The 19373-nt window shown below is 67.1% G+C and carries 19 protein-coding genes; 11 read left to right on the forward strand and 8 right to left on the reverse strand.

What is annotated here, in order from left to right; genetic code table 11:
- Positions 1-20 precede the first annotated feature (20 nt).
- A complete protein-coding gene (locus tag HAV18_RS13815) occupies positions 21-647 on the forward strand; it encodes a LysE family translocator (protein ID WP_166956542.1) in 627 nt (208 codons plus the stop codon).
- 52 nt (positions 648-699) lie between these two features.
- On the opposite strand, the gene HAV18_RS13820 is transcribed toward HAV18_RS13815, so the two are convergent.
- Positions 700-1548 carry a helix-turn-helix domain-containing protein gene (locus tag HAV18_RS13820; RefSeq protein ID WP_166956545.1) on the reverse strand — a complete coding sequence of 283 codons (849 nt, stop codon included), beginning with the start codon at positions 1546-1548 and terminating at the stop codon, positions 700-702.
- A 196-nt stretch (positions 1549-1744) separates the two neighbouring features.
- Between HAV18_RS13820 and HAV18_RS13825 the strand changes: the two genes are divergently transcribed.
- Positions 1745-2707, forward strand: a complete 963-nt coding sequence (locus HAV18_RS13825) for a DUF2167 domain-containing protein (RefSeq protein ID WP_166956548.1) — start codon at positions 1745-1747, stop codon at positions 2705-2707.
- Positions 2704-3429, forward strand: coding sequence for a site-2 protease family protein (locus HAV18_RS13830; RefSeq protein ID WP_166956551.1), 726 nt, complete (start codon positions 2704-2706; stop codon positions 3427-3429). Before HAV18_RS13825 ends, HAV18_RS13830 begins: the two co-directional genes overlap by 4 nt.
- A 64-nt stretch (positions 3430-3493) precedes the next feature.
- On the opposite strand, the gene HAV18_RS13835 is transcribed toward HAV18_RS13830, so the two are convergent.
- Positions 3494-4873, reverse strand: a complete 1380-nt coding sequence (locus HAV18_RS13835) for an MFS transporter (RefSeq protein ID WP_166956554.1) — start codon at positions 4871-4873, stop codon at positions 3494-3496.
- A gap of 246 nt (positions 4874-5119) precedes the next feature.
- Here HAV18_RS13835 and HAV18_RS13840 point away from each other — a divergent pair, with 246 nt between their 5' ends.
- Positions 5120-6697, forward strand: coding sequence for an aldehyde dehydrogenase (NADP(+)) (locus HAV18_RS13840; protein ID WP_166956557.1), 1578 nt, complete (start codon positions 5120-5122; stop codon positions 6695-6697).
- A 146-nt stretch (positions 6698-6843) separates the two neighbouring features.
- On the opposite strand, the gene HAV18_RS13845 is transcribed toward HAV18_RS13840, so the two are convergent.
- Both HAV18_RS13845 and HAV18_RS13850 read right to left on the reverse strand, forming a co-directional pair.
- A complete protein-coding gene (locus HAV18_RS13845) occupies positions 6844-7215 on the reverse strand; it encodes a type II toxin-antitoxin system VapC family toxin (protein ID WP_166956560.1) in 372 nt (123 codons plus the stop codon).
- Positions 7212-7409 carry a type II toxin-antitoxin system VapB family antitoxin gene (locus tag HAV18_RS13850; RefSeq protein ID WP_006752328.1) on the reverse strand — a complete coding sequence of 66 codons (198 nt, stop codon included), beginning with the start codon at positions 7407-7409 and terminating at the stop codon, positions 7212-7214. The genes HAV18_RS13845 and HAV18_RS13850 overlap by 4 nt, the downstream gene beginning before the upstream one ends.
- Positions 7410-7656: 247 nt before the next feature.
- Here HAV18_RS13850 and HAV18_RS13855 point away from each other — a divergent pair, with 247 nt between their 5' ends.
- A complete protein-coding gene (locus HAV18_RS13855; protein WP_166956563.1) occupies positions 7657-8208 on the forward strand; it encodes a hypothetical protein in 552 nt (183 codons plus the stop codon).
- Positions 8209-8391: 183 nt separating this feature from the next.
- Here HAV18_RS13855 and kdgD read toward each other — a convergent pair whose 3' ends face one another.
- The gene (kdgD, locus tag HAV18_RS13860) at positions 8392-9306 is read right to left on the reverse strand and encodes a 5-dehydro-4-deoxyglucarate dehydratase (protein ID WP_166956565.1); all 915 of its coding nucleotides are present in this window, start codon (positions 9304-9306) and stop codon (positions 8392-8394) included.
- Positions 9307-9536: 230 nt separating this feature from the next.
- Here kdgD and garD point away from each other — a divergent pair, with 230 nt between their 5' ends.
- Positions 9537-11090, forward strand: coding sequence for a galactarate dehydratase (garD, locus tag HAV18_RS13865; RefSeq protein WP_166956568.1), 1554 nt, complete (start codon positions 9537-9539; stop codon positions 11088-11090).
- An 85-nt stretch (positions 11091-11175) separates the two neighbouring features.
- Here the strand turns inward: garD and HAV18_RS13870 are convergent, their stop codons facing one another.
- Complete coding sequence (locus HAV18_RS13870; RefSeq protein WP_166956571.1) at positions 11176-11658, reverse strand: Lrp/AsnC family transcriptional regulator; 483 nt, start codon at positions 11656-11658, stop codon at positions 11176-11178.
- Between HAV18_RS13870 and HAV18_RS13875 the strand changes: the two genes are divergently transcribed.
- From HAV18_RS13875 to HAV18_RS13895, 5 genes are all read left to right on the forward strand, one after another.
- Positions 11596-12936, forward strand: a complete 1341-nt coding sequence (locus tag HAV18_RS13875) for a branched-chain amino acid ABC transporter substrate-binding protein (protein WP_243771622.1) — start codon at positions 11596-11598, stop codon at positions 12934-12936. The two genes, HAV18_RS13870 and HAV18_RS13875, sit on opposite strands and share 63 nt — an antisense overlap.
- A complete protein-coding gene (locus tag HAV18_RS13880) occupies positions 12933-14423 on the forward strand; it encodes an aminotransferase class IV (protein WP_166956574.1) in 1491 nt (496 codons plus the stop codon). The genes HAV18_RS13875 and HAV18_RS13880 overlap by 4 nt, the downstream gene beginning before the upstream one ends.
- A 138-nt stretch (positions 14424-14561) precedes the next feature.
- Positions 14562-14954, forward strand: coding sequence for a nuclear transport factor 2 family protein (locus HAV18_RS13885; protein ID WP_166956577.1), 393 nt, complete (start codon positions 14562-14564; stop codon positions 14952-14954).
- A gap of 79 nt (positions 14955-15033) precedes the next feature.
- Positions 15034-15489 carry an RbsD/FucU family protein gene (locus tag HAV18_RS13890; protein ID WP_166956580.1) on the forward strand — a complete coding sequence of 152 codons (456 nt, stop codon included), beginning with the start codon at positions 15034-15036 and terminating at the stop codon, positions 15487-15489.
- Positions 15490-15684: 195 nt separating this feature from the next.
- Positions 15685-16122, forward strand: a complete 438-nt coding sequence (locus tag HAV18_RS13895) for a DoxX family protein (protein WP_166956583.1) — start codon at positions 15685-15687, stop codon at positions 16120-16122.
- 106 nt (positions 16123-16228) lie between these two features.
- On the opposite strand, the gene HAV18_RS13900 is transcribed toward HAV18_RS13895, so the two are convergent.
- Both HAV18_RS13900 and HAV18_RS13905 read right to left on the reverse strand, forming a co-directional pair.
- Positions 16229-17548 carry an MFS transporter gene (locus tag HAV18_RS13900; protein WP_166956586.1) on the reverse strand — a complete coding sequence of 440 codons (1320 nt, stop codon included), beginning with the start codon at positions 17546-17548 and terminating at the stop codon, positions 16229-16231.
- 470 nt (positions 17549-18018) lie between these two features.
- The gene (locus HAV18_RS13905; protein WP_166956589.1) at positions 18019-19155 is read right to left on the reverse strand and encodes a branched-chain amino acid ABC transporter substrate-binding protein; all 1137 of its coding nucleotides are present in this window, start codon (positions 19153-19155) and stop codon (positions 18019-18021) included.
- Positions 19156-19373: the final 218 nt, after the last annotated feature.

Consider the following 19373-nt stretch of genomic DNA (forward strand, 5'->3'; position numbering starts at 1 on the left):
TCCGGTTCAGGAGCTATCCCATGTCGCATCTATCCTGGCTTCCATTCATCGCAACGTCGCTGCTGATCATCGTCACGCCGGGCCAGGACATGGTTCTCGTGATGTCGCGCACGCTGTCCGGCGGCACGCGCGCGGGCCTTGTGACCGCCGCGGGCGTCAGCGTCGGACTGCTCGTGCACACGATGCTCGCGACGCTCGGGCTCGGCGCGCTGCTTCAGGCATCCGCATGGCTTTTCACGGCGCTGAAGGTGGTCGGCGCGTTGTACCTGCTGTACCTCGGCATCACGCTGTTGCGCTCGTCGGGCGAACTGACGCTCGCGAGCGGCGTCGGCGCGCAGGCATCGCGGCTTCGCACGTTCGCGCAAGGCGCGCTGTCCAACGTGTCGAATCCGAAGGTCGCGCTTTTCTATTTCGCGTTCCTGCCGCAATTCGTGCAGGCGGGCGCCGCACATCCGATGCTGTCGCTGTTCGTGCTGGGTGCGACCTTTGCCTGCCTGACGTTTCTCGTCAAGGGGCCGGTTGCGGTGTTCGCCGGCCTGCTGTCGGCATCGATCCGCCGCAACCCGCGGATACTGACGCGCATGCACCGCGTCAGCGGGGTGGTCTTGCTCGGGCTTGGCGTGAAGCTGGCGCTCGAGCGCCGCTGATCGCCGTTACCTCGTACGCGTGCCGCCGGCGCGATGGCGCCGACAGCACGCGTTACTGCGCCGGCAATGCGTCCGCCAGCGCCCGCATTGCTTCCACCGTCTCCGGATTCGCGGGAAAAAACGCCTCGATCGCCAGCTCCGACAGTGTCACGTCGACCGGCGTGCCGAACACTGTCGTTGTGCTGAAGAACGTCAGCTCGCCGGCCGCCGTGCGCAGCCTTAGCGGCACGGCGATATCCGCGAAGTCGGCGTGCGCCGGCGGGTCTTCGGGTTGCCCGGCCGGCGCCGGATACGCGGCGAGCTCGTCGCGTAGCGCGTGCAGCGTGCGGTCGCCGCTTGCATCGATCTGCCGCTGCAGCCGATGCAGGATGTGCGCGCGCCATTCATGCCAGTTGACGATCTGCGATGCGATTCCATCCGGATGCAGGCTCAGCCGAAGCACGTTGACGGGCGGTTGCAGCAACGACGGATCGGCCTGCGCGACCAGGGCGCCGAGCATCCGGTTCGCGGCGAGCAACGTCCAGTGGCGGTCCACGGCGAGCGCCGGGTAGGGCTCGTGGCCGCGCAGCACGGCTTCGACCGCATGGCGCGCGGCATCGAGCTGCGGATCCGAAAACGGCCGTTCGCGAAACAGCGGCGCGAAGCCGGCCGCGACGAGCAGCGCATTGCGTTCGCGCAGCGGCACGTCGAGACGCTCCGCGAGATGCAGCACCATCTCGCGGCTCGGCTGCGCGCGGCCCGATTCGACGAAGCTCAGGTGACGCGCGGAGACCTCCGCATCGAGTGCGAGCGCCATCTGGCTCAGGCGCCGGCGCTGGCGCCACGTGCGCAGCAGCGGGCCGATGCCGGCTGCGCGGCCGGCGGACGGGGAGGGCGAATGGAGGGCGGCGGTCGGGTTCATGCAGCAGATGATAGGCAATCCCGCGCACCTTGGGCATTACCTGCGACGTAAGCGTCGCGCCGTTCCCCGGGCGTATCACGGCGCTGCGTTACCATAGCCCCCGTGCCAACTGAGAGACGACGCCGGACCCGCGATTGAAAACGCATGGGCCGACGCCGTGCATATTTACGACAAGGCATTCCAGGGGAATCCAACAATGAAAAAACTTGCCGTCCGGCTCGCCTGCGTGGCGACGCTTGCATTCACCGCGATCAGCGGCCACGCGCAGACCGAAGCTGCGCAGGTGGAAATGAGGGCCGCTGCCGCAGCCGCCAACGATGCCGTCGTGAAGGGCCCGACCGACATCGATGTGAAACACGAAGCCGTGCTGAAGCTGAAGGCCGGCGAGTCGTTCGTGCCGGCTGCCGAAGCCGGCCGCTACCTGCGCTCGATGGGCAACTCGATCGACGAAACGAAGCTGGTCGGCCTCGTGCTGCCCGACGATCCCGACGCCGACTGGATCTCGGTCGTGTCGTTCGAGCCGAGCGGCTATATCCGCGACGACGACGCGAAGGACTGGAAGCCCGACGAACTGCTGAAGAGCCTGCAGTCCGGCACCGAGGAAGACAACCCCGGGCGCAAGGAACGCGGCCTGCCGGAAACCGAGGTGGTCGGCTGGGCGAAGGCGCCCGCGTACGACGCGGCCACGCATCGGCTCGTATGGTCCGCGATCATCCGCGACAAGGGCGCGGCGCCGAACGCCGAGAACGACGGCGTGAACTACCGGACGCTCGTGCTCGGCCGCGACGGCTACCTGTCGCTGACGATGGCGTCGACGCTCGCCGATATGCCGAAATACAAGGCGTCGGCCGACGAGCTGCTGTCGAACATCAGCTTCAACGACGGCAAGCGCTACGCCGATTTCAACAAGTCGACCGACCACGTCGCCGAGTATGGCCTCGCGGCGCTGATCGTCGGCGTCGGCGCGAAGAAGCTCGGCCTGCTCGCGCTGATCGGCGCGTTCGCGGTGAAGTTCTTCAAGGTCGGCGCGGTCGCGCTGCTGGCCGGCGGCGCGGCGCTGAAGCGCTTCTTCGGGCGCAAGCCGAAGCCGGCCGCGGTGCCGGCCGTCGCCGACGCATCCGGCGTGTCCGACGCGTCGGGCACGGAGCGCAAGGAATGACGAAGCTGTTGCTGCTGATCTTCGGCGGCCTCAAGCTCGGCAAGGTGCTCGTGTCGGCGGGCACCATGCTGGCGTCGATCGCGGTCTACGCGCTGTTCTACGGCTGGCGGTTCGCGGCCGGTTTCGTTGCATTGCTGCTGGTGCACGAGGCCGGCCACTACATGGCCGCACAGCGGCGCGGGCTCGACGTCGGGCTGCCGACCTTCATCCCGTTCGTCGGCGCGTGGATCCAGTTGAAGGAGATGCCGCACGACGCGGAAACCGAGGCGTACGTCGGGCTCGCCGGGCCGTTCGTCGGCACGCTCGGTGCGCTGGCCTGCTACGCGGCCGCGCGCCACTACGACAGCAACTTGCTGCTCGCGCTGTCGTATACGGGCTTCTTCCTCAACTTGTTCAACATGATTCCGCTGTCGCCGTTCGACGGCGGGCGGATCACCGCGGTGCTGTCGCCGCGTATCTGGTTCGCGGGCGTGCCCGTGCTGATCGCGCTGTTCGCGTATCGTCCGAGCCCGTTGCTGATCGTGATGGCGATCCTCGCGCTGCCTCAGTTGAAGCGCGCGTGGCGCTACGATCCCGATGCGCCGGAGAACCGCGTGTACTACGCGACGTCGATCGAGACGAAGACGACGTACGCGCTGTGCTATGTCGGCCTGCTCGCGTTTCTCGCGCTGATGACGTCCGGCGTGCACGACATGCTGCGCGTCGCGCATTCGTCGACCTGACGCAAAAACGGCGGCCGTTTTCGCGGCCGCCGTCGTGTTCCATTTCCTTCCTGTTCGTCGCATCTCACGCGTCGCGATGGCGCAATTCGACGCGCCTGATGTCCTTCACGATCACGAGATAGCTGAACACGGTGACGAGCGCGTTCAGCCCGACGAACACGAGCGCGCCGTTGAACGAGCCGCTCGCGCCGACGAGGTAGCCGATCGCGATCGGCGCGACGATGCCGGCCGTGTTGCCGAACATGTTGAACAGGCTGCCAGACAGGCCGATCGCTTCCTTCGGCGCGGTATCCGCGACGACGGCCCAGCCGAGCGAGCCGATGCCCTTGCCGAAGAACGACACGGCCATCAGCACGATGACGAGCGCTTCGCTGTCGACGTAGTTGCAGCCGATGATGACCATCGACAGCGCCATCCCGCCGACGATCGGGATCTTGCGCGCAAGCGTGAGCGACACGCCGCGGCGGATCAGCCCGTCCGACAGCATCCCGCCGAGCACGCCGCCGAGGAACCCGCAGATCGCGGGCAGCGACGTCATGAAGCCGGCCTTCAGCAGCGACATCCCGCGCGCCTGCACGAGGTAGATCGGAAACCACGTGAGGAAGAAGTACGTGAGCACGTTCACGCAATACTGGCCGAGATACACGCCGATCAGCATCCGGTTCGACAGCAGCTGGCGCACGTAGTACCAGCCGGCGACGCGGCTGCCTTCCGAGCGCTGGCCGTCGGTGCCGCGTACGGTCGTGCGCACGAGGCCGCCGCCCTGCTCGATATGGTCGAGTTCCGCGCGGTTCACGGCCGGATGGTCGGCCGGGTCCTTCATCACGCGCAGCCACAGGAACGCGAGCGCGATGCCGGCCAGGCCGAGCCACAGGTACACCTGGTGCCAGCCGTACGCATGCGTGAGCCACGCCATCAGCGGCGAGAACACCACGGCCGCGAAGTACTGCGCGGCGTTGAAGATCGCGGATGCGGTGCCGCGCTCGGCGGTCGGGAACCAGCTCGCGACGACTTTCGCGTTCGCAGGAAAGGCGGGTGCTTCGGCGATACCGACCGCGAAGCGCATCGCGAACAGCGCGGCGACCGCGAACGCGGCGCTGCCGCCGAGGCCGATCGTGCTCTGCAGCAGCGTGAATGCCGACCACAGGAAGATGCTGGCCGCATACACGCGGCGCGCGCCGAAGCGGTCGAGCAGCCAGCCGCTCGGCAGTTGCGCGAGCACGTAAGCCCAGCTGAACGCCGAGAAGATGTAGCCCATCGTCACCGGATCGATGCCGAACGCCTTGCGGATCGGCGTGCCGGTGATCGACAGCGTCGCGCGGTCCGCATAGTTGAGCGTCGTGACGACGAACAGCATCGCCAGGATCCAGTAGCGCACGGCGGTTCGGCGCGCGGTGCGCGCGAGGTCGAGCGGAAGGTCGCGGGAGGTGGTCTGATTAGGCACTTTAATGTACGTCGTCGTATGACATGGAGGCAGTTTATTGGCAATAATCAAACGCAGAAACCTCGGGTTTTCCCTCGCGATGATGATGTGAAATGGTAATAACTCCGGGGATTCTCCCGTGGAATAAGGATTTCTCGTGCATTGGCGCTGGTCCGGCAGTTGGCGTGAATATTGATGTTTGGTGGGCGGACATCATATCTGTTGAGCTACAATGAGCCACCTATTCCCGAACCACGGAGCACACCCATGCAACTGACAGGAGAGATGCTGATCGGCGCCGAAGCGGTAGTCGGCTCGGCCGGTACCTTGCGCGCGTTCGACCCGTCGAAGGGCGCGCCGATCGACGCGCCGGCGTTCGGCGTCGCGGCGCAGGCCGATGTCGAGCGCGCCTGCGAACTCGCGCGTGACGCGTTCGACGCGTACCGCGCGCAGCCGCTCGCGGCCCGCGCGGCGTTTCTCGACGCGATCGCCGATGAAATCGTCGCACTCGGCGACGCGCTGATCGAGCGCGCGCACGCTGAAACGGGCCTGCCCGTCGCACGGCTGCAGGGTGAGCGCGGCCGCACCGTCGGCCAGCTCCGGCTGTTCGCGCGCGTCGTGCGCGACGGCCGCTTCCTCGCCGCGTCGATCGATCCCGCGCAGCCTGCCCGCACGCCGCTGCCGCGTTCGGACCTCCGTTTGCAGAAAGTCGGGCTCGGGCCCGTCGTCGTGTTCGGTGCGAGCAATTTCCCGCTCGCGTTCTCGGTGGCCGGCGGCGATACGGCGTCGGCGCTTGCGGCCGGCTGCCCGGTGATCGTGAAGGCGCACGAGGCGCACCTCGGCACGTCCGAGCTGGTCGGCCGCGCGATTCGCGCCGCCGTCGCGAAAACCGGCATGCCGGCCGGCGTGTTCTCGCTGCTGGTCGGCCCCGGCCGTGTGATCGGCGCCGCGCTCGTCAGCCATCCGGCGGTCCAGGCCGTCGGCTTCACGGGGTCGCGGCAGGGCGGCATGGCGCTCGTGCAGCTCGCGAACGCGCGCCCGCAGCCGATTCCCGTCTACGCGGAAATGAGCAGCATCAACCCTGTCGTGCTGTTCCCGGCGGCGCTCGCCGCGCGCGGCGACGCGATCGCGACGGGCTTCGTCGATTCGCTGACGCTCGGCGTCGGCCAGTTCTGTACCAACCCGGGCCTCGTGCTCGCGATCGACGGCCCCGATCTCGACCGCTTCGAGACCATCGCCGCGCAGGCGCTCGCGAAGAAGCCGGCCGGCGTGATGCTCACGCGCGGCATTGCCGATGCGTATCGCAACGGCCGCGGCAAGCTGGCCGAACTGCCGGGCGTGCGCGAAATCGGCGCGGGCGAAGCCGCGCAGACCGATTGCCAGGCCGGCGGCGCGCTGTACGAAGTCGGCGCGCAGGCATTCCTGGCCGAGCCGGCGTTCAGCCACGAGGTGTTCGGGCCGGCGTCGCTGATCGTGCGTTGCCGCGATCTCGACGAAGTCGCGCGCGTGCTCGACGCGCTCGAGGGCCAGCTGACGGCCACGCTCCAGATGGATGCCGACGACAAGCCGCTCGCCCGCCGCTTGCTGCCGATCCTCGAACGCAAGGCCGGCCGCTTGCTCGTGAACGGCTACCCGACCGGCGTCGAGGTGTGTGACGCGATGGTGCATGGCGGGCCGTTCCCCGCGACGTCGAACCCGGCCGTCACGTCGGTCGGCGCGACTGCGATCGATCGTTTCCTGCGGCCGGTGTGCTACCAGGATTTCCCGGACGATCTGCTGCCGGAAGGGTTGCAGGAGAAGAATCCGCTCGCGATTCCGCGGCTGCGGGACGGGAAGGCGGAGTGACGGGCAGGATCGGCTGAGGGCGGGATTCCCGGCGGCCGGTGCCTCGGGGTCGGTGTCTGCACGCGGAAACCAAAAGGCGGAAGTGGCCGGTGGGCCGCTTCCGCCTTTTTTGCATGATGGATTTCGGTGCTGCCGGGTTTGTTCGGTCAGTGAGCGGGGTGGGCGGCGAGTTGCAGGCGTTCGGCCGCAGCCAGCAGACGGCGGTCGCGTGTCCACAGCTTGCTGCCGCTGGTCAGTCGGACCGACGCGAGCAGGTGGGCATCGACGTAACCGATGCCGAGTCCGTAAAGTGGCGCGACGTCGATCATGCGTTGAACTTCGTCATCGGTTGCTGCCGCGGCGGCGGGGAGGTCGCGTAGCGCATCCAGCACGGTTTCGCGATCACGCAAGCTGCCGAGCGCAAGTTCGCCGACGACGAACGGATGGATCAATACCCGTTCGGCTTCCAGCAGCGTGGTGAGCGTTGCATCGCCAGCGCTCAGGTGATCGATCCAGACCGAAGTGTCGACAAGAATCATGCTGGCTCCGATGGACGGCGCGGGACGGATTCGAGATCGGGTTCGGTGCCGCCGAGGCGCGCCAGCCGTCGTGCGCTTTCACGAGCAATCAGCGCACGCAGCGCTTCTCTGACCAGCGCCGATTTTTCGGTGACGCCGGTCAACTGCTGCGCTTTGGCGAGCAGGGCGTCGTCCAGCGATAAGGTGGTGCGCATGATCGGCTCCGAAAAGATCGAGGCATCAATTATGTCACCGATTGATGTCGATCGTGATGCGGTGTGCCGATAGGGGGTGAGCAGGCGTGGTGTCGGATCGGGTGGTCGGCGTGGCGGTACCGAGTGCAAAACGGTCGTAAATGGCGTCTTCCCCGTCCCCCTAATTTCTCCTACAGTAGCGAGGCCTCGGCCCAGCCGGCCCGCAGGCAAGCCTGAGAGACCGAAAAAAACACCGAGGGAACCCCCAATGAACATCAACAAGCGTGGCGATCACCTGTTCGCGGCCGGATTGTGGAAAGCGATCGGCGACGTCGCGAAATCCGTGCGCACCCAGATCGGCCAATATAGCGAAGGGCGCGTGCTCGCGAATGCGCTGCTGGAATTTCAGCGCGACTTGGGCGGCAGCGAATTCGACGTGACGATTAACCAGGGGCGGCTCGTCACGGGCGCCGACACGCATTCGCTCGTGTTCGGGCAGGCCGTGCGCCGTTTCCGGCAGGACATGGAAGCGCTGGTGTTCGCGCTCCAGTATCGGCGCGGCATCGACGAACGCGACTCGAGCCTGCGCACCGAAGCGTTGATGCAGGCGAACAGCCAGCTCGCGACTGCGAAGCAGTCGGCGACGATCACGGTCGGCCGGTTCTTCGATGCGGTCGTCGACCGCGACGTGCTCGGACAGATCCTCGACGGCGAGTCGAATACGCGCGCGCGTGCGGGCACGCAGGGCCAGATCGAGGCGACACGGGTCAGGCTCGCGAACGTGCGTCACCGGATCGTCGGGATCATCGCGCAGATGTGACGGGGCCGGACGGCCTGCAAGGCGGGGCGGCGTCAGGCGAAGCGCTGCGCCGGAGGCGGCGCGCATCGCGGCGGGTGCGTGCGCGGATAGTGCTGCGAACGGTCGCAACACCGTCGAACCGGCGCGCGACGCAACAACCGGCCGGCGCGGCGCCGATCAGGGCCCCGCGCCGGCCATCCCCGCTTACTGCGGGCCCATCTTCTTGATCAGCACGTCGAGCTGCGCGACTTCTTCGTCGTTGAGATCGACGAGCGGTGCACGCACCGGGCCTGCGTCATGGCCGACGAGCTTCGCGCCCGCCTTCACGATGCTGACCGCATAGCCCGCGCGGCGATTGCGGATCTTCAGGTACGGCAGGAAGAAGTCGTCGATCAGGCGGCCGACGGTGGTGTGGTCGTCCTTCGCGATCGCTTCGTAGAATTCCATCGCCGTCTTCGGGATGAAGTTGAACACGGCCGACGAATACACCGGCACGCCGAGCGCCTTGTACGCGGCCGCATAGACTTCCGCCGTCGGCAGGCCGCCGAGATACGCGAAGCGGTCGCCGAGGCGGCGGCGGATCGTCACCATGCTCTCGATTTCGCCGACACCGTCCTTGAAGCCGATCAGGTTCGGGCAACGGTCGGCGAGGCGCTCGAGCATGTCGGCATTCAGCTTCGAATTCGCGCGGTTGTACACCACGACGCCGATCTTCAGCGCGCGGCACACCTGCTCGACGTGATCGGCGATCCCTTCCTGGCTCGCCTCGGTCAGGTAGTGCGGCATCAGCAGCACGCCGCTCGCGCCGAGGCGCTCGGCTTCCTGCGCATACTCGATCGCGACGCGCGTCGCACCGCCCGCGCCGGCGAGGATCGGCACCTTGCCCTTGCAGGTTTCCGTTGCGACGCGGATCACGTCCGAATACTCGCGCTGCGTGAGCGAGAAGAATTCACCGGTGCCGCCGGCCGCGAACAGCGCGCTCGCACCGTACGGCGCGAGCCATTCCAGGCGCTCGGCATAGGTGCTCGGGCGGAAGCTGCCGTCGGCGTCGAAATCCGTCAGCGGAAACGACAGCAGGCCGTGGGAGATGATCTGTTTGAGTTCTTGCGGTGAAGTCATGGTTGGGGTCGTCCGTCTAGCGCGAGTGCTGGGTTCGTCGGGAACGGCATACGAGCCGAATTGGCGATGTCGTTGTATGTCATCGTACAACGAGGGGAAAGGTGACGCAAGCGGTTTGCTGGTCGCTCAAGGGTAGGGTCTTTCCGGATAAGGGTTTACGCAGCATCGCCGGGTGAGGTTGAATGTCGTATGATGACTAACAATATGGCCGATAGCCTCCAGGAATTGCAATGACTGCTTCCCCTCTCTACATCCGCGTGCACCCGGACGACAACGTCGCGATCGTCGTCAACGACGGCGGCCTGCCCGAAGGTGCGACGTTCGCCGACGGGCTGACGCTGTGCGAAGGCGTACCGCAGGGGCACAAGGTCGCGCTCGTCGATCTCGCGGCCGGCGACCCGGTCGTCCGCTACAACGTGGTGATCGGCTACGCGCTGACCGACCTGCGGTGCGGCAGCTGGGTCAACGAGCGCACGATGCGCATGCCGGAGCCGCCGGGGCTCGACGACCTGCCGCTTGCGACCCGTGCCGCGCCGCCGCTGCCGCCGCTCGAAGGCTATACGTTCGAGGGCTTCCGCAATGCCGACGGCTCCGTCGGCACGCGCAACATCCTCGCGATCACGACGACCGTGCAGTGCGTGTCGGGCGTCGTCGAGCATGCGGTGAAGCGGATCAAGGACGAACTGCTGCCGCGCTACCCGAACGTCGACGACGTGGTCGGGCTCGAGCACACGTACGGCTGCGGCGTCGCGATCGACGCACCCGACGCCGACATTCCGATCCGCACGCTGCGCAACATCAGCCTGAATCCGAACTTCGGCGGCGAGGTGATGACGGTGAGCCTCGGCTGCGAGAAGCTGCAGCCCGAGCGCCTGCTGCCGCCCGGCACGATTCCGGTGGCCGCCGACGGCGCGACGGACAACGGCGGTGTCGTGTGCCTGCAGGACGCCGCGCACGTCGGTTTCAACTCGATGATCGACTCGATCATGAAGATGGCCGAATCGCATCTCGAGCGCCTGAACCGCCGCCGCCGCGAGACGTGCCCCGCGTCGGATCTCGTCGTCGGCGTGCAGTGCGGTGGCAGCGACGCGTTCTCGGGGCTCACAGCGAATCCGGCCGTCGGCTTCGCAGCCGACCTGCTGGTGCGGGCTGGCGCGACGATCATGTTCTCCGAGGTGACGGAAGTGCGCGACGGCGTCGCGCAGCTCACGTCGCGTGCGGCGAACGAGGACGTTGCGCGCGAGATCATCCGCGAGATGGACTGGTACGACCGTTACCTGCAGCGCGGCCGCGTCGACCGCAGCGCGAACACGACGCCCGGCAACAAGAAGGGCGGCCTGTCGAACATCGTCGAGAAGGCGATGGGCTCGATCGTGAAGTCGGGCAGCGCGCCGATCGCCGGCGTCGTGCGCCCCGGCGATCGCGCGAAGCAGAAGGGGCTGCTGTACGCGGCGACGCCCGCGAGCGATTTCATCTGCGGCACGCTGCAGCTCGCGGCCGGGATGAACCTGCACATTTTCACGACCGGCCGCGGTACGCCATACGGCCTTGCGCAGGTGCCGGTGATCAAGGTCGCGACGCGCAGCGATCTCGCGCGCCGCTGGCACGACCTGATGGATCTCGACGCGGGGCAGATCGCGACCGGCGCGGCGACAATCGAGGACACCGGCTGGGAACTGTTCCGGCTGATGCTCGACGTCGCGAGCGGCAAGCGCCGCACGTGGGCCGAGCAATGGAAGCTCGCGAATGCGCTGACGCTGTTCAATCCGGCGCCGGTGACCTGACGCGCGCGGCCGTTGCCGCCGGACGATGCGGGCGCCCTAGGGCGCCCGTTTTCATTGCGGCGCGTGTGGCCGCGACGGGCGATCGTTACGCGATGTCGATCGGCAACGACAGCCCGACCTTGACGCGCGACATCACGACCATCGTCTCGAAGTGACGAATGTTGTGGTGCTGCCGGAATACACGCGTGGAAAACTCCTCGTAATGGTCGATGTCGCGCATCGCGATCATCAGCACGAAATCGGCGCGCCCCGTCACCACATAACACTGCATGACTTCCGGCAGCGATTTCAGGAACCGCTTGAATTCGTCGAGCAGGTCGACCCGTTCGCGCTCGACCTGCACGAGCACGAGCATCGTCAACGGGAGGCCGACCTTGGTCGGATCGACGACGGAAACGTCCTGCTGGATATAGCGCTCGTCGCGCAGCCGCTTCACGCGGCGCAGGCACGCGGGCGGGCTCAGGCCGATCTCGGCGGCGAGCGCCTGGTTGGTGATCTGGTTGTCATGCTGGAGGCGGGCGAGGATCCGCAGGTCGAAGTCGTCGAGCGGCGCGGCGGCGGGATTCATCGGATTTCCTTCGGAGAGAAAAAACGAAACAAACGCACGAATGAGGTCGCCCGATGTTTATCGGATTTCGCGACGGCTGCCGATAATCGTAGCATCCGTCAACGACGAAGCTGCGAGGAAAACATCATGCGTTCCCGACGTCTGCTGCTGGCGCCGCTTGTGCTGCTGGTGCCACTTGTGTCGCTTGTGCCGGCCGTTCCCGCGTTCGGCGCGGATACGGTCGTCGTGGGTTTTGCCGGCGCGCTCACGGGCGCGCAGGCGCATTTCGGCGAGGACAGCGCGCGCGGCATCCGGCTCGCGATCGACGAAATCAACGCGGCGCATCCAAGCGTCGCCGGGCATCCGGTCACGTTCGCGCTCGACGCGCAGGACGACCAGGCCGACCCGAAGGTTGCGACGACGGTCGCGCAGCGCTTCGTCGATACGCACGTCAGCGCCGTGATCGGCCACCAGAATTCGGGGACGTCGATCGCCGTCGCGCGGCTCTACGCGACGGCGAACATTGCGGAGCTGACGCCGTCGGCCACCAATCCGGCGTTCACGCGTCTCGGCTATCGCACCACGTTCCGGATGCTCGCGAATGACGACTTCCTCGGGCAGGCCGTCGCCCGCTATGCGGTCGAGCAGCTGCACGCGCGCCGCATCGGTGTCGTCGACGATCGCACGGCCTACGGGCAGGGCATCGCGGACGTGTTCGCCGGCGGGCTCGGGAAGACCGGCGCCGCCGTGGTCGCACGCGAATACACGACCGACAAGGCGTTCGACTTCGGCGCGCCGCTGACGCTGATCAAGGGCCGTGCGCCCGACGCGATTTTCTTCGGCGGCATGGACACGCAGGGCGGGCCGATGCTCAAGCAGATGAAGAAGCTGCGGATCGCCGCGCCGCTGCTGGGTGGCGACGGTCTGTGCACGCACGAGATCCTGAAACTGGCCGGCGATGCGCTCGACGGCAACCTCGTGTGCGCGGACGGCGGCCGAAGCCTCGCGAAGATGCCGGGCGGCCCCGCGTTCGCGGCGCGCTTCACGCAGAAGTACGGCGCCCCCGTGCAGCTCTACGCACCGTACGCCTACGACGCGATGATGGCCGTCTACCACGCGGTGATGCTCGCGCAGTCCACCGATCCGGCGAAGATCGTCGACGCGCTGCATCGCGTCGACTTTCAGGGCGTGACCGGCCGGATCGCGTTCGACGCGAACGGCGAGCTGCGCAACCCGGCGGCGACGATTTCGACGTTCAAAGGAGGCAACAAGGTGACTTTGTCGGAGGTAGTGAAATGAATACGCGGATTCTTCCCGTGGGCACCGCTTCGCTGCGCGACGTCGCGCGGCCGGTCGGCGACGTTACCGATCCCGCCGTGCGTGAAGCGGCAAGCGCACTGCGTGCCGCGCTGCGCGCGTTTCGCGACGAACACGGTTTCGGCCGCGCGGTCGCCGCGCCGCAGATCGGCGTCGGGCAACGGATGATTGCGCTCGCGCTGGACGGCTGGCCCGACGTGATCGTGAACCCCGAGATCATGTGGCGCAGCGAGGCGCGGATGACGCTGTGGGACGACTGCATGTGCTTTCCCGACCTGTTCGTGCGTGTCGAGCGCCATGCGTCGGTGAGCGTGCAGTACACGACGCTCGACGGCGAGCTGCATCGGCGCGACGCGCTGTCGCCCGATGTGTCGGAGCTGATGCAGCACGAGATCGACCACCTCGACGGCAAGCTGTCGTTCGATCGCGCGGCGGGGCCGAATGCGGTCGTGCATCGCAGTGTGTTCGACGCCGATCGCGCGTCGTTTGCCGCGCAGGTCGACTACGCGCAGCACGCGCCCGACGCGAAACGTACGGCGCCGGAGAGCATTCAGTCTGCCGCAGCACCTGCGTATCCACCGGGCGCCGCGTACATGAACGGCCGCTTCATTCCGATTGCCGACGCGCGCGTGTCGGTGCTCGACTGGGGCTTCCTGCATTCCGACGTCACGTACGACACCGTGCACGTGTGGAACGGCCGTTTCTTCCGCCTCGACCAGCACATTGCGCGGTTCAGGCGCTCGCTGGCGAGGCTGCGGCTGGACGTACCGTTGAGCGACGACGCGCTGCGCGACATCCTCGTCGAATGCGTGCGCCGCTCGGGCCTGCGCAACGCGTACGTCGAAATGCTGTGCACGCGCGGCGTATCGCCCACCTTCAGCCGCGACCCGCGCGACGCGGTGAACCAGTTCATCGCGTTCGCGGTGCCGTACGGCTCGGTTGCGAACGAGCGGCAGTTGCGCGAGGGCCTGCACCTGCATCTGGTCGACGACGTGCGGCGGATTCCGCCCGAATCGGTCGATCCGCAGATCAAGAACTACCACTGGCTCGACCTTGTCGCGGGGCTGCTGAAGGGTTATGACGCGGGCGCGGAGTCGGTCGTGCTGAAGTGCACGGACGGCAGCATCGCCGAAGGGCCCGGGTTCAACGTCTTCATCGTGCGCGACGGCCGGCTTCGGACGCCCGAGCGCGGCGTGCTGCACGGCATCACGCGGCAGACCGTGTTCGAGCTGGCGGCGTCGATGGGCATCGACGCGCAGGCCGGTCGCGTCGACGATGCGCAACTGCGCGAAGCGGACGAGGTGTTCATCACGTCGACGGCCGGCGGGATCATGCCCGTCACGCGGCTGAACGGCGTACCGATCGGCGACGGCCGGCCGGGCCCGATGACGCGCCGGCTGTTCGATGCGTACTGGGCGAAGCACGAGGATCCCGCGTGGAGCCTGGCGGTCGACTACGCGGCCGGCTGATCGCGGCGGCGCGGGCGCGATTTCCTTACCTCGTACGTAATCGACCGCCCGCGCGAGGCCGGCGACGATGACTGCACGCGAATACGAAACACGCAACGTTCGCGACACCGTCACCTCATCGACACAAGGAGCCTCGCCATGAACACCGCCCAATCCGCTTCGTCCGTTCACGCCGACCTGATCGACCGCTACTTCGACGCATGGAACGAACCCGACGTCGCACGCCGCCGCGCGCTGATCGATGTGACCTACGCGAGCGACGCGGCCTATCGCGATCCGTTGATGGCCGGCGACGGCCATGCGGGCATCGACACGATGATCGCGGCCGTGCAGGAACGCTTCCCTGCATACCGCTTCCGCCGCACGACCGACGTCGACGCGTTCGGCCAGCACCTGCGGTTCTCGTGGGCGCTCGTGTCGCCTGACGGCGCGGCGATCGTGAAGGGTTCGGACTTCGGCACGGTCGACGCATCGGGCCGCCTCGCGACGATCACGGGTTTCATCGACGAAATGCCGGCCGCGGCGTCGTGACGCGAGCGATGCATGCGCAGCAGCCACCGGGATCGGGTAACGTTACGCGGTTCGTTCCTGATCCCGGAGACTTGCCGACATGCTGAAAAATCTCGACCCGCTGCTGCACGCCGACATCCTGCACACGCTGCGTGCGATGGGCCACGGCGATGAAATCGCGATCTGCGACGCGAATTTCCCGGCGGAATCCGTCGCGGAGCACACGGTGGTCGGCCGCGCATTGCGGATCGACGGCGCCGATTCGGCGCGCGTCGTGCGCGCGGTGTTGTCCGTGCTGCCGCTTGATACGTTCGTCGACACGCCCGCGTGGCGGATGGAAGTCGTCGGCGATGCGGCGGCGGTGCCGCCCGTGCAGCGCGAAGTGCAGGCCGAAATCGACCGCGCGGAAGGGCGTTCGGTGCCGCTCGCGGGCATCGACCGGTTCGCGTTTTACGAGCGCGCGCAGCAGGCATACGCGGTGATCGTCACCGGCGAGCTGCGCGGCTATGGCTGCTTCATCTTCAAGAAAGGCGTGCTGTTGAGCGACGCGGAGTAAACGCCTTTTCCCTGCCGCGCCTTCGGGCCGCGCGGCCGCCGCCGTGTAAAGATTTGCTACAACCTTTTTCTTGGACACGGCCGAAACTCTGTCTATGCTGGCCCATTTGCCGCGGACCCCGCAGGGTCGCGCGGCGCCAGGCCGTCAGGGCATGCCCCGGGCGGCCGCGGCCGAATTGCATACGAGGAGAGAGGCATGACGCGTTCCGTCGATTCCGGCGTCATTTTTTTCGCGCGCCTGGCGCTGGCGGCGTTGTTCCTGTGGGGCGGCGTGATGAAGCTGCTCGGCTACGGCGATTTCATCGGTTACCTGCATGGGCTGAACGTGCCGTATCCGCAGGTGATCGGGCCGATCGTCGTCGCGATCGAGGGGCTCGGCGGGCTGTTGCTGATCGTCGGCTACAAGGTGAAGCCGCTCGCGCTGCTGATGGCGTTCTACACGGTCGCGACCGCGATGGTCGGGCACAATTTCTGGGACGCGACGGACGCCGCGGTCCAGCACGACATGGTGATCCATTTCTGGAAGAACATCGCGATCGCCGGCGGGTTCCTGCTGCTGTTCGTCACGGGCGCCGGCGGCGCGAGCATCGACGGCTTGCGCCGGCCGAGTTCGACGTACGGCAGCCTGCGCTGATCGCACGAGCGGCGTTGCCGTCCCGCTGAAGCAAAACAAAAGGGCCGAATCCCGCGGGATTCGGCCCTTTGTTCATGCATTCACGAAGCCGCGTGCGCGGCGGTGCTCAATGCGTGTCCTTCGCGTCCTTCACGTCCTTCGCATCCTTCGAGAACTGCACGGCGATCGCGCCGAGCACGCAGATCGCCGCGACGTACACGACCGGCGCGAGCGGATTCGACTTCATCATCAGCGACACGATTATCGGCGTGAGGCCGCCGAAGATCGCATACGCGACGTTGTACGAGAACGAGATGCCCGAGAAGCGCACGACAGCCGGGAAGCTCTTGACCATCACGAACGGCACCGCGCCGATCGTGCCGACCATGAAGCCCGCGATCCCGTAGTAGAGCGGCAGCGTCGACGTGTCGGCCGCGACCTGCACGAACAACAGGTAGTAGCATGCGGCCAGCCCGATGCCGCCGATGCCGAGCACGCGCTTCGCGCCGATCCAGCCCGCGAGCGAACCCGCGGTGATGCAGCCGGCCGTCAGGCACAGCGTCGCGACGCTGTTCGCGAACAGCGTCGTCGCGGGCGTCAGGTGGAACTGCTTTTGCAGCAGCGCGGGCGTCATCAGGATCACGACGACGATCGCGGCCGACAGCATCCACGTGAGCAGCATCGACACGATCACCGCGCGGCCGTGGTCGCGCAGCACGGCCTTCAGCGGAATTTCGGCCGCGAGCGCCTTCTTCGCCTTCATCTCGGCGAATACCGGCGTTTCATGCAGCCAGCGACGCAGGTACACGGAGAACAGCCCGAACACGCCGCCGAGCAGGAACGGGATGCGCCACGCGAACGCACCGACTTCGGCGGCCGAGTAGCGGCTGTTGATGCCGGCCGCGACGAGCGAGCCGAGCAGAATGCCGGCCGTGAGGCCCGCGGTCAGCGTGCCGCATGCATAGCCGATGTGGCGCGACGGCACGTGCTCGGACACGAACACCCACGCGCCCGGCACTTCGCCGCCGACCGCCGCGCCCTGCAGCACGCGGAACAGCAGCAGCAACACCGGCGCGAGGATGCCGATCGTGTCGTAGGTCGGCAGCAGGCCCATCAGCAGCGTCGGCACGGACATCATCAGCACGCTCAGCGTGAACATCCGCTTGCGGCCGAACAGGTCGCCGAAGTGCGCCATGATCACGCCGCCGAGCGGGCGCGCGAGATAGCCGGCCGCGAAGATGCCGAACGTCTGCAGCTGGCGCAGCCAGTCGGGAATGTCGTGCGGGAAGAACAGTTGCCCGATTGCCGGCGCGAAGAATACGAAGATGATGAAGTCGTAGAACTCGAGGGCGCCGCCGAGTGCGGCAAGGCCAAGGGTCTTGTAGTCGCTGCGCGTGAGCGCGCGTTCGGCGGCGCGAGGCACGCCGCTCAATTCGGAAGCTTGCATGGTCAGGACGATCGGTTTTCGAATGTTGTTGTCGGTGCTGCGTCTCCAGGGCCCGCTATCGGCATGGACTGACAAGGCGCGGCTTGCGTCGTCGAAGCGTGTCGTGTGCCGGGTGAGGCACGAAACACGCGCCGCCGCACCGGGATGGGGCGCGGCGGGGACGAAGCGTCAAAGCGGGTGGGGGGATTCTACAGGAGCGCGAAATGCGCGCGCGGGTGTGCGCCGGGGAAGGTTTCGAAGCGTGCGCCGAAGCGCGCGCGGCGCGGGCGGCCGGTGAGCCGCTGACGCGCCGCGCAGGGTCCAGTGCTGTGTTCGGCGCCAATCGGCACTTATGAGCCGCGCCTTCGCGCCCGTGGCGGCGTTGCAAATCCTCGCGATGCCACTGGGCATCACTGCGGTTTGCGCGTTGCCGCGAACGCGAATCCTCAGGCCCCTAAGCACCGCTTGGCACCGAACACTACACTCGCGTGTCAGTTGCCGGCGATCGTATCGACCGGTTTGAACGCGCCGTGCTCGACCTTGTAGATCGTGACCGGTGCGTCCTTCAGGTCGCCCTTCGCGTCGTACGCGATGCTCGGGGCCGACACGCCCTTGACCGACACCTTGCCGAGATACGGCGTGTACACCTTCGGGTCGGTCGAGTTCGCGTCCTTCATCGCGGTGAGCAGCGCGATCGTGCCGTCATACGAGTACGGCGAGTAGGTGATCACGTCTTCGTTGAAGCGCGCCTTGTAGCGTGCCGCGTAGCCGGCGAAGCCCGGCATCTTCTCCTTCGGCAGGCCACCCATGTAGACGATCGCGCCTTCGGCCGCGTCGCCGCCGACTTTCAGGAACGTCGGCGAGCGCGACATCTCGCCCGTCACGAACGCCGCCTTGATCCCGAGCTGGCGCATCTTGCGGATCATCGGCGACGATTGCGCGTCGCCGCCGCCGTAGAAGATCGCGTCCGGGTTCATCCCCTTGAGGTTGGTCAGGATCGCGGAGAAATCGAGCGCCTTGTCGTTCGTGAAGTCGCGCTTGATGATCGTGCCGCCCGCCGCCTCGACGGCCTTCGCGAATTCGTCGGCGATGCCCTGGCCGTAGGCCGTACGGTCGTCGATGATCGCGATGCGCTTGAAGCGCAGCGTCTTCACCGCGTACGTGCCGACGATGCGGCCCGCTTGCGCGTCGCTCGTCAGCAGCCGGTAGGTTGTCTTGTAGCCGCGCGCCGTGTATTGCGGCGACGTGGCCATCGAGATCTGCGGCAGCCCCGCGCGATCGTACAGGTCGGACGCGGGAATGCTCGTGCCCGAGTTGAAGTGCCCGATGATCCCGCGGACGTTGTCGTCGATCAGCCGCTGCGCGACGGTCGTCCCGGTGCGCGGGTCGGCCTGGTCGTCCTGCGAATCGAGCTGGAACGTGACGGGCTTGCCGCCGATCGTCGGACGCGTCGCGTTGAAATCGGCGATCGCGAGCTGCACGCCCTTCTGCATGTCCGTGCCGTAGTTCGACTGCGGGCCGGTCAGCGGTGCGGCGAAACCGATCTTGACGACGTCGGCGGCAATGGCGTGCGCGCCCGACAGTGCGCAGGCAGCGGCCAGCGCGACGTGCGATACCTTCAGCTTCACTTTCACTTCCCCTTGATGGCGTGGTTGGGCCGCCGCCGGCTGGCGGGCCGGCACCGGTAAACCGGGCGAGACGGTTCGGTCGGCAGGCCGATGCGAGGGCCGTGCGTGCTTGCCGCGGGCTGCCCGGGCTGTGCCGGAATCGGCGCGCATGATGGCCGATGCCGCAGGCCGTGCACGCCGATTGCTGCCGCGGCGGAAGGTCGTCTCGTGACCGTGAA

Origin of the sequence: Burkholderia sp. D-99 (assembly GCF_011605345.1) — a bacterium.
GTDB lineage: Bacteria > Pseudomonadota > Gammaproteobacteria > Burkholderiales > Burkholderiaceae > Burkholderia.

Coding starts and splice junctions, on each gene's coding strand:
- HAV18_RS13850 (WP_006752328.1), bottom strand. CDS start 7,409: ATGCGCACCACCTTATCGCTGGACGACGCCCTGCTCGCCAAAGCGCAG.
- HAV18_RS13890 (WP_166956580.1), top strand. CDS start 15,034: ATGCTGAAAAATCTCGACCCGCTGCTGCACGCCGACATCCTGCACACG.
- garD (WP_166956568.1), top strand. CDS start 9,537: ATGACTGCTTCCCCTCTCTACATCCGCGTGCACCCGGACGACAACGTC.
- HAV18_RS13875 (WP_243771622.1), top strand. CDS start 11,596: ATGCTGGAGGCGGGCGAGGATCCGCAGGTCGAAGTCGTCGAGCGGCGC.
- HAV18_RS13830 (WP_166956551.1), top strand. CDS start 2,704: ATGACGAAGCTGTTGCTGCTGATCTTCGGCGGCCTCAAGCTCGGCAAG.
- HAV18_RS13885 (WP_166956577.1), top strand. CDS start 14,562: ATGAACACCGCCCAATCCGCTTCGTCCGTTCACGCCGACCTGATCGAC.
- kdgD (WP_166956565.1), bottom strand. CDS start 9,306: ATGACTTCACCGCAAGAACTCAAACAGATCATCTCCCACGGCCTGCTG.
- HAV18_RS13845 (WP_166956560.1), bottom strand. CDS start 7,215: ATGATTCTTGTCGACACTTCGGTCTGGATCGATCACCTGAGCGCTGGC.
- HAV18_RS13825 (WP_166956548.1), top strand. CDS start 1,745: ATGAAAAAACTTGCCGTCCGGCTCGCCTGCGTGGCGACGCTTGCATTC.
- HAV18_RS13840 (WP_166956557.1), top strand. CDS start 5,120: ATGCAACTGACAGGAGAGATGCTGATCGGCGCCGAAGCGGTAGTCGGC.
- HAV18_RS13880 (WP_166956574.1), top strand. CDS start 12,933: ATGAATACGCGGATTCTTCCCGTGGGCACCGCTTCGCTGCGCGACGTC.
- HAV18_RS13820 (WP_166956545.1), bottom strand. CDS start 1,548: ATGAACCCGACCGCCGCCCTCCATTCGCCCTCCCCGTCCGCCGGCCGC.
- HAV18_RS13895 (WP_166956583.1), top strand. CDS start 15,685: ATGACGCGTTCCGTCGATTCCGGCGTCATTTTTTTCGCGCGCCTGGCG.
- HAV18_RS13870 (WP_166956571.1), bottom strand. CDS start 11,658: ATGAATCCCGCCGCCGCGCCGCTCGACGACTTCGACCTGCGGATCCTC.
- HAV18_RS13855 (WP_166956563.1), top strand. CDS start 7,657: ATGAACATCAACAAGCGTGGCGATCACCTGTTCGCGGCCGGATTGTGG.
- HAV18_RS13815 (WP_166956542.1), top strand. CDS start 21: ATGTCGCATCTATCCTGGCTTCCATTCATCGCAACGTCGCTGCTGATC.
- HAV18_RS13900 (WP_166956586.1), bottom strand. CDS start 17,548: ATGCAAGCTTCCGAATTGAGCGGCGTGCCTCGCGCCGCCGAACGCGCG.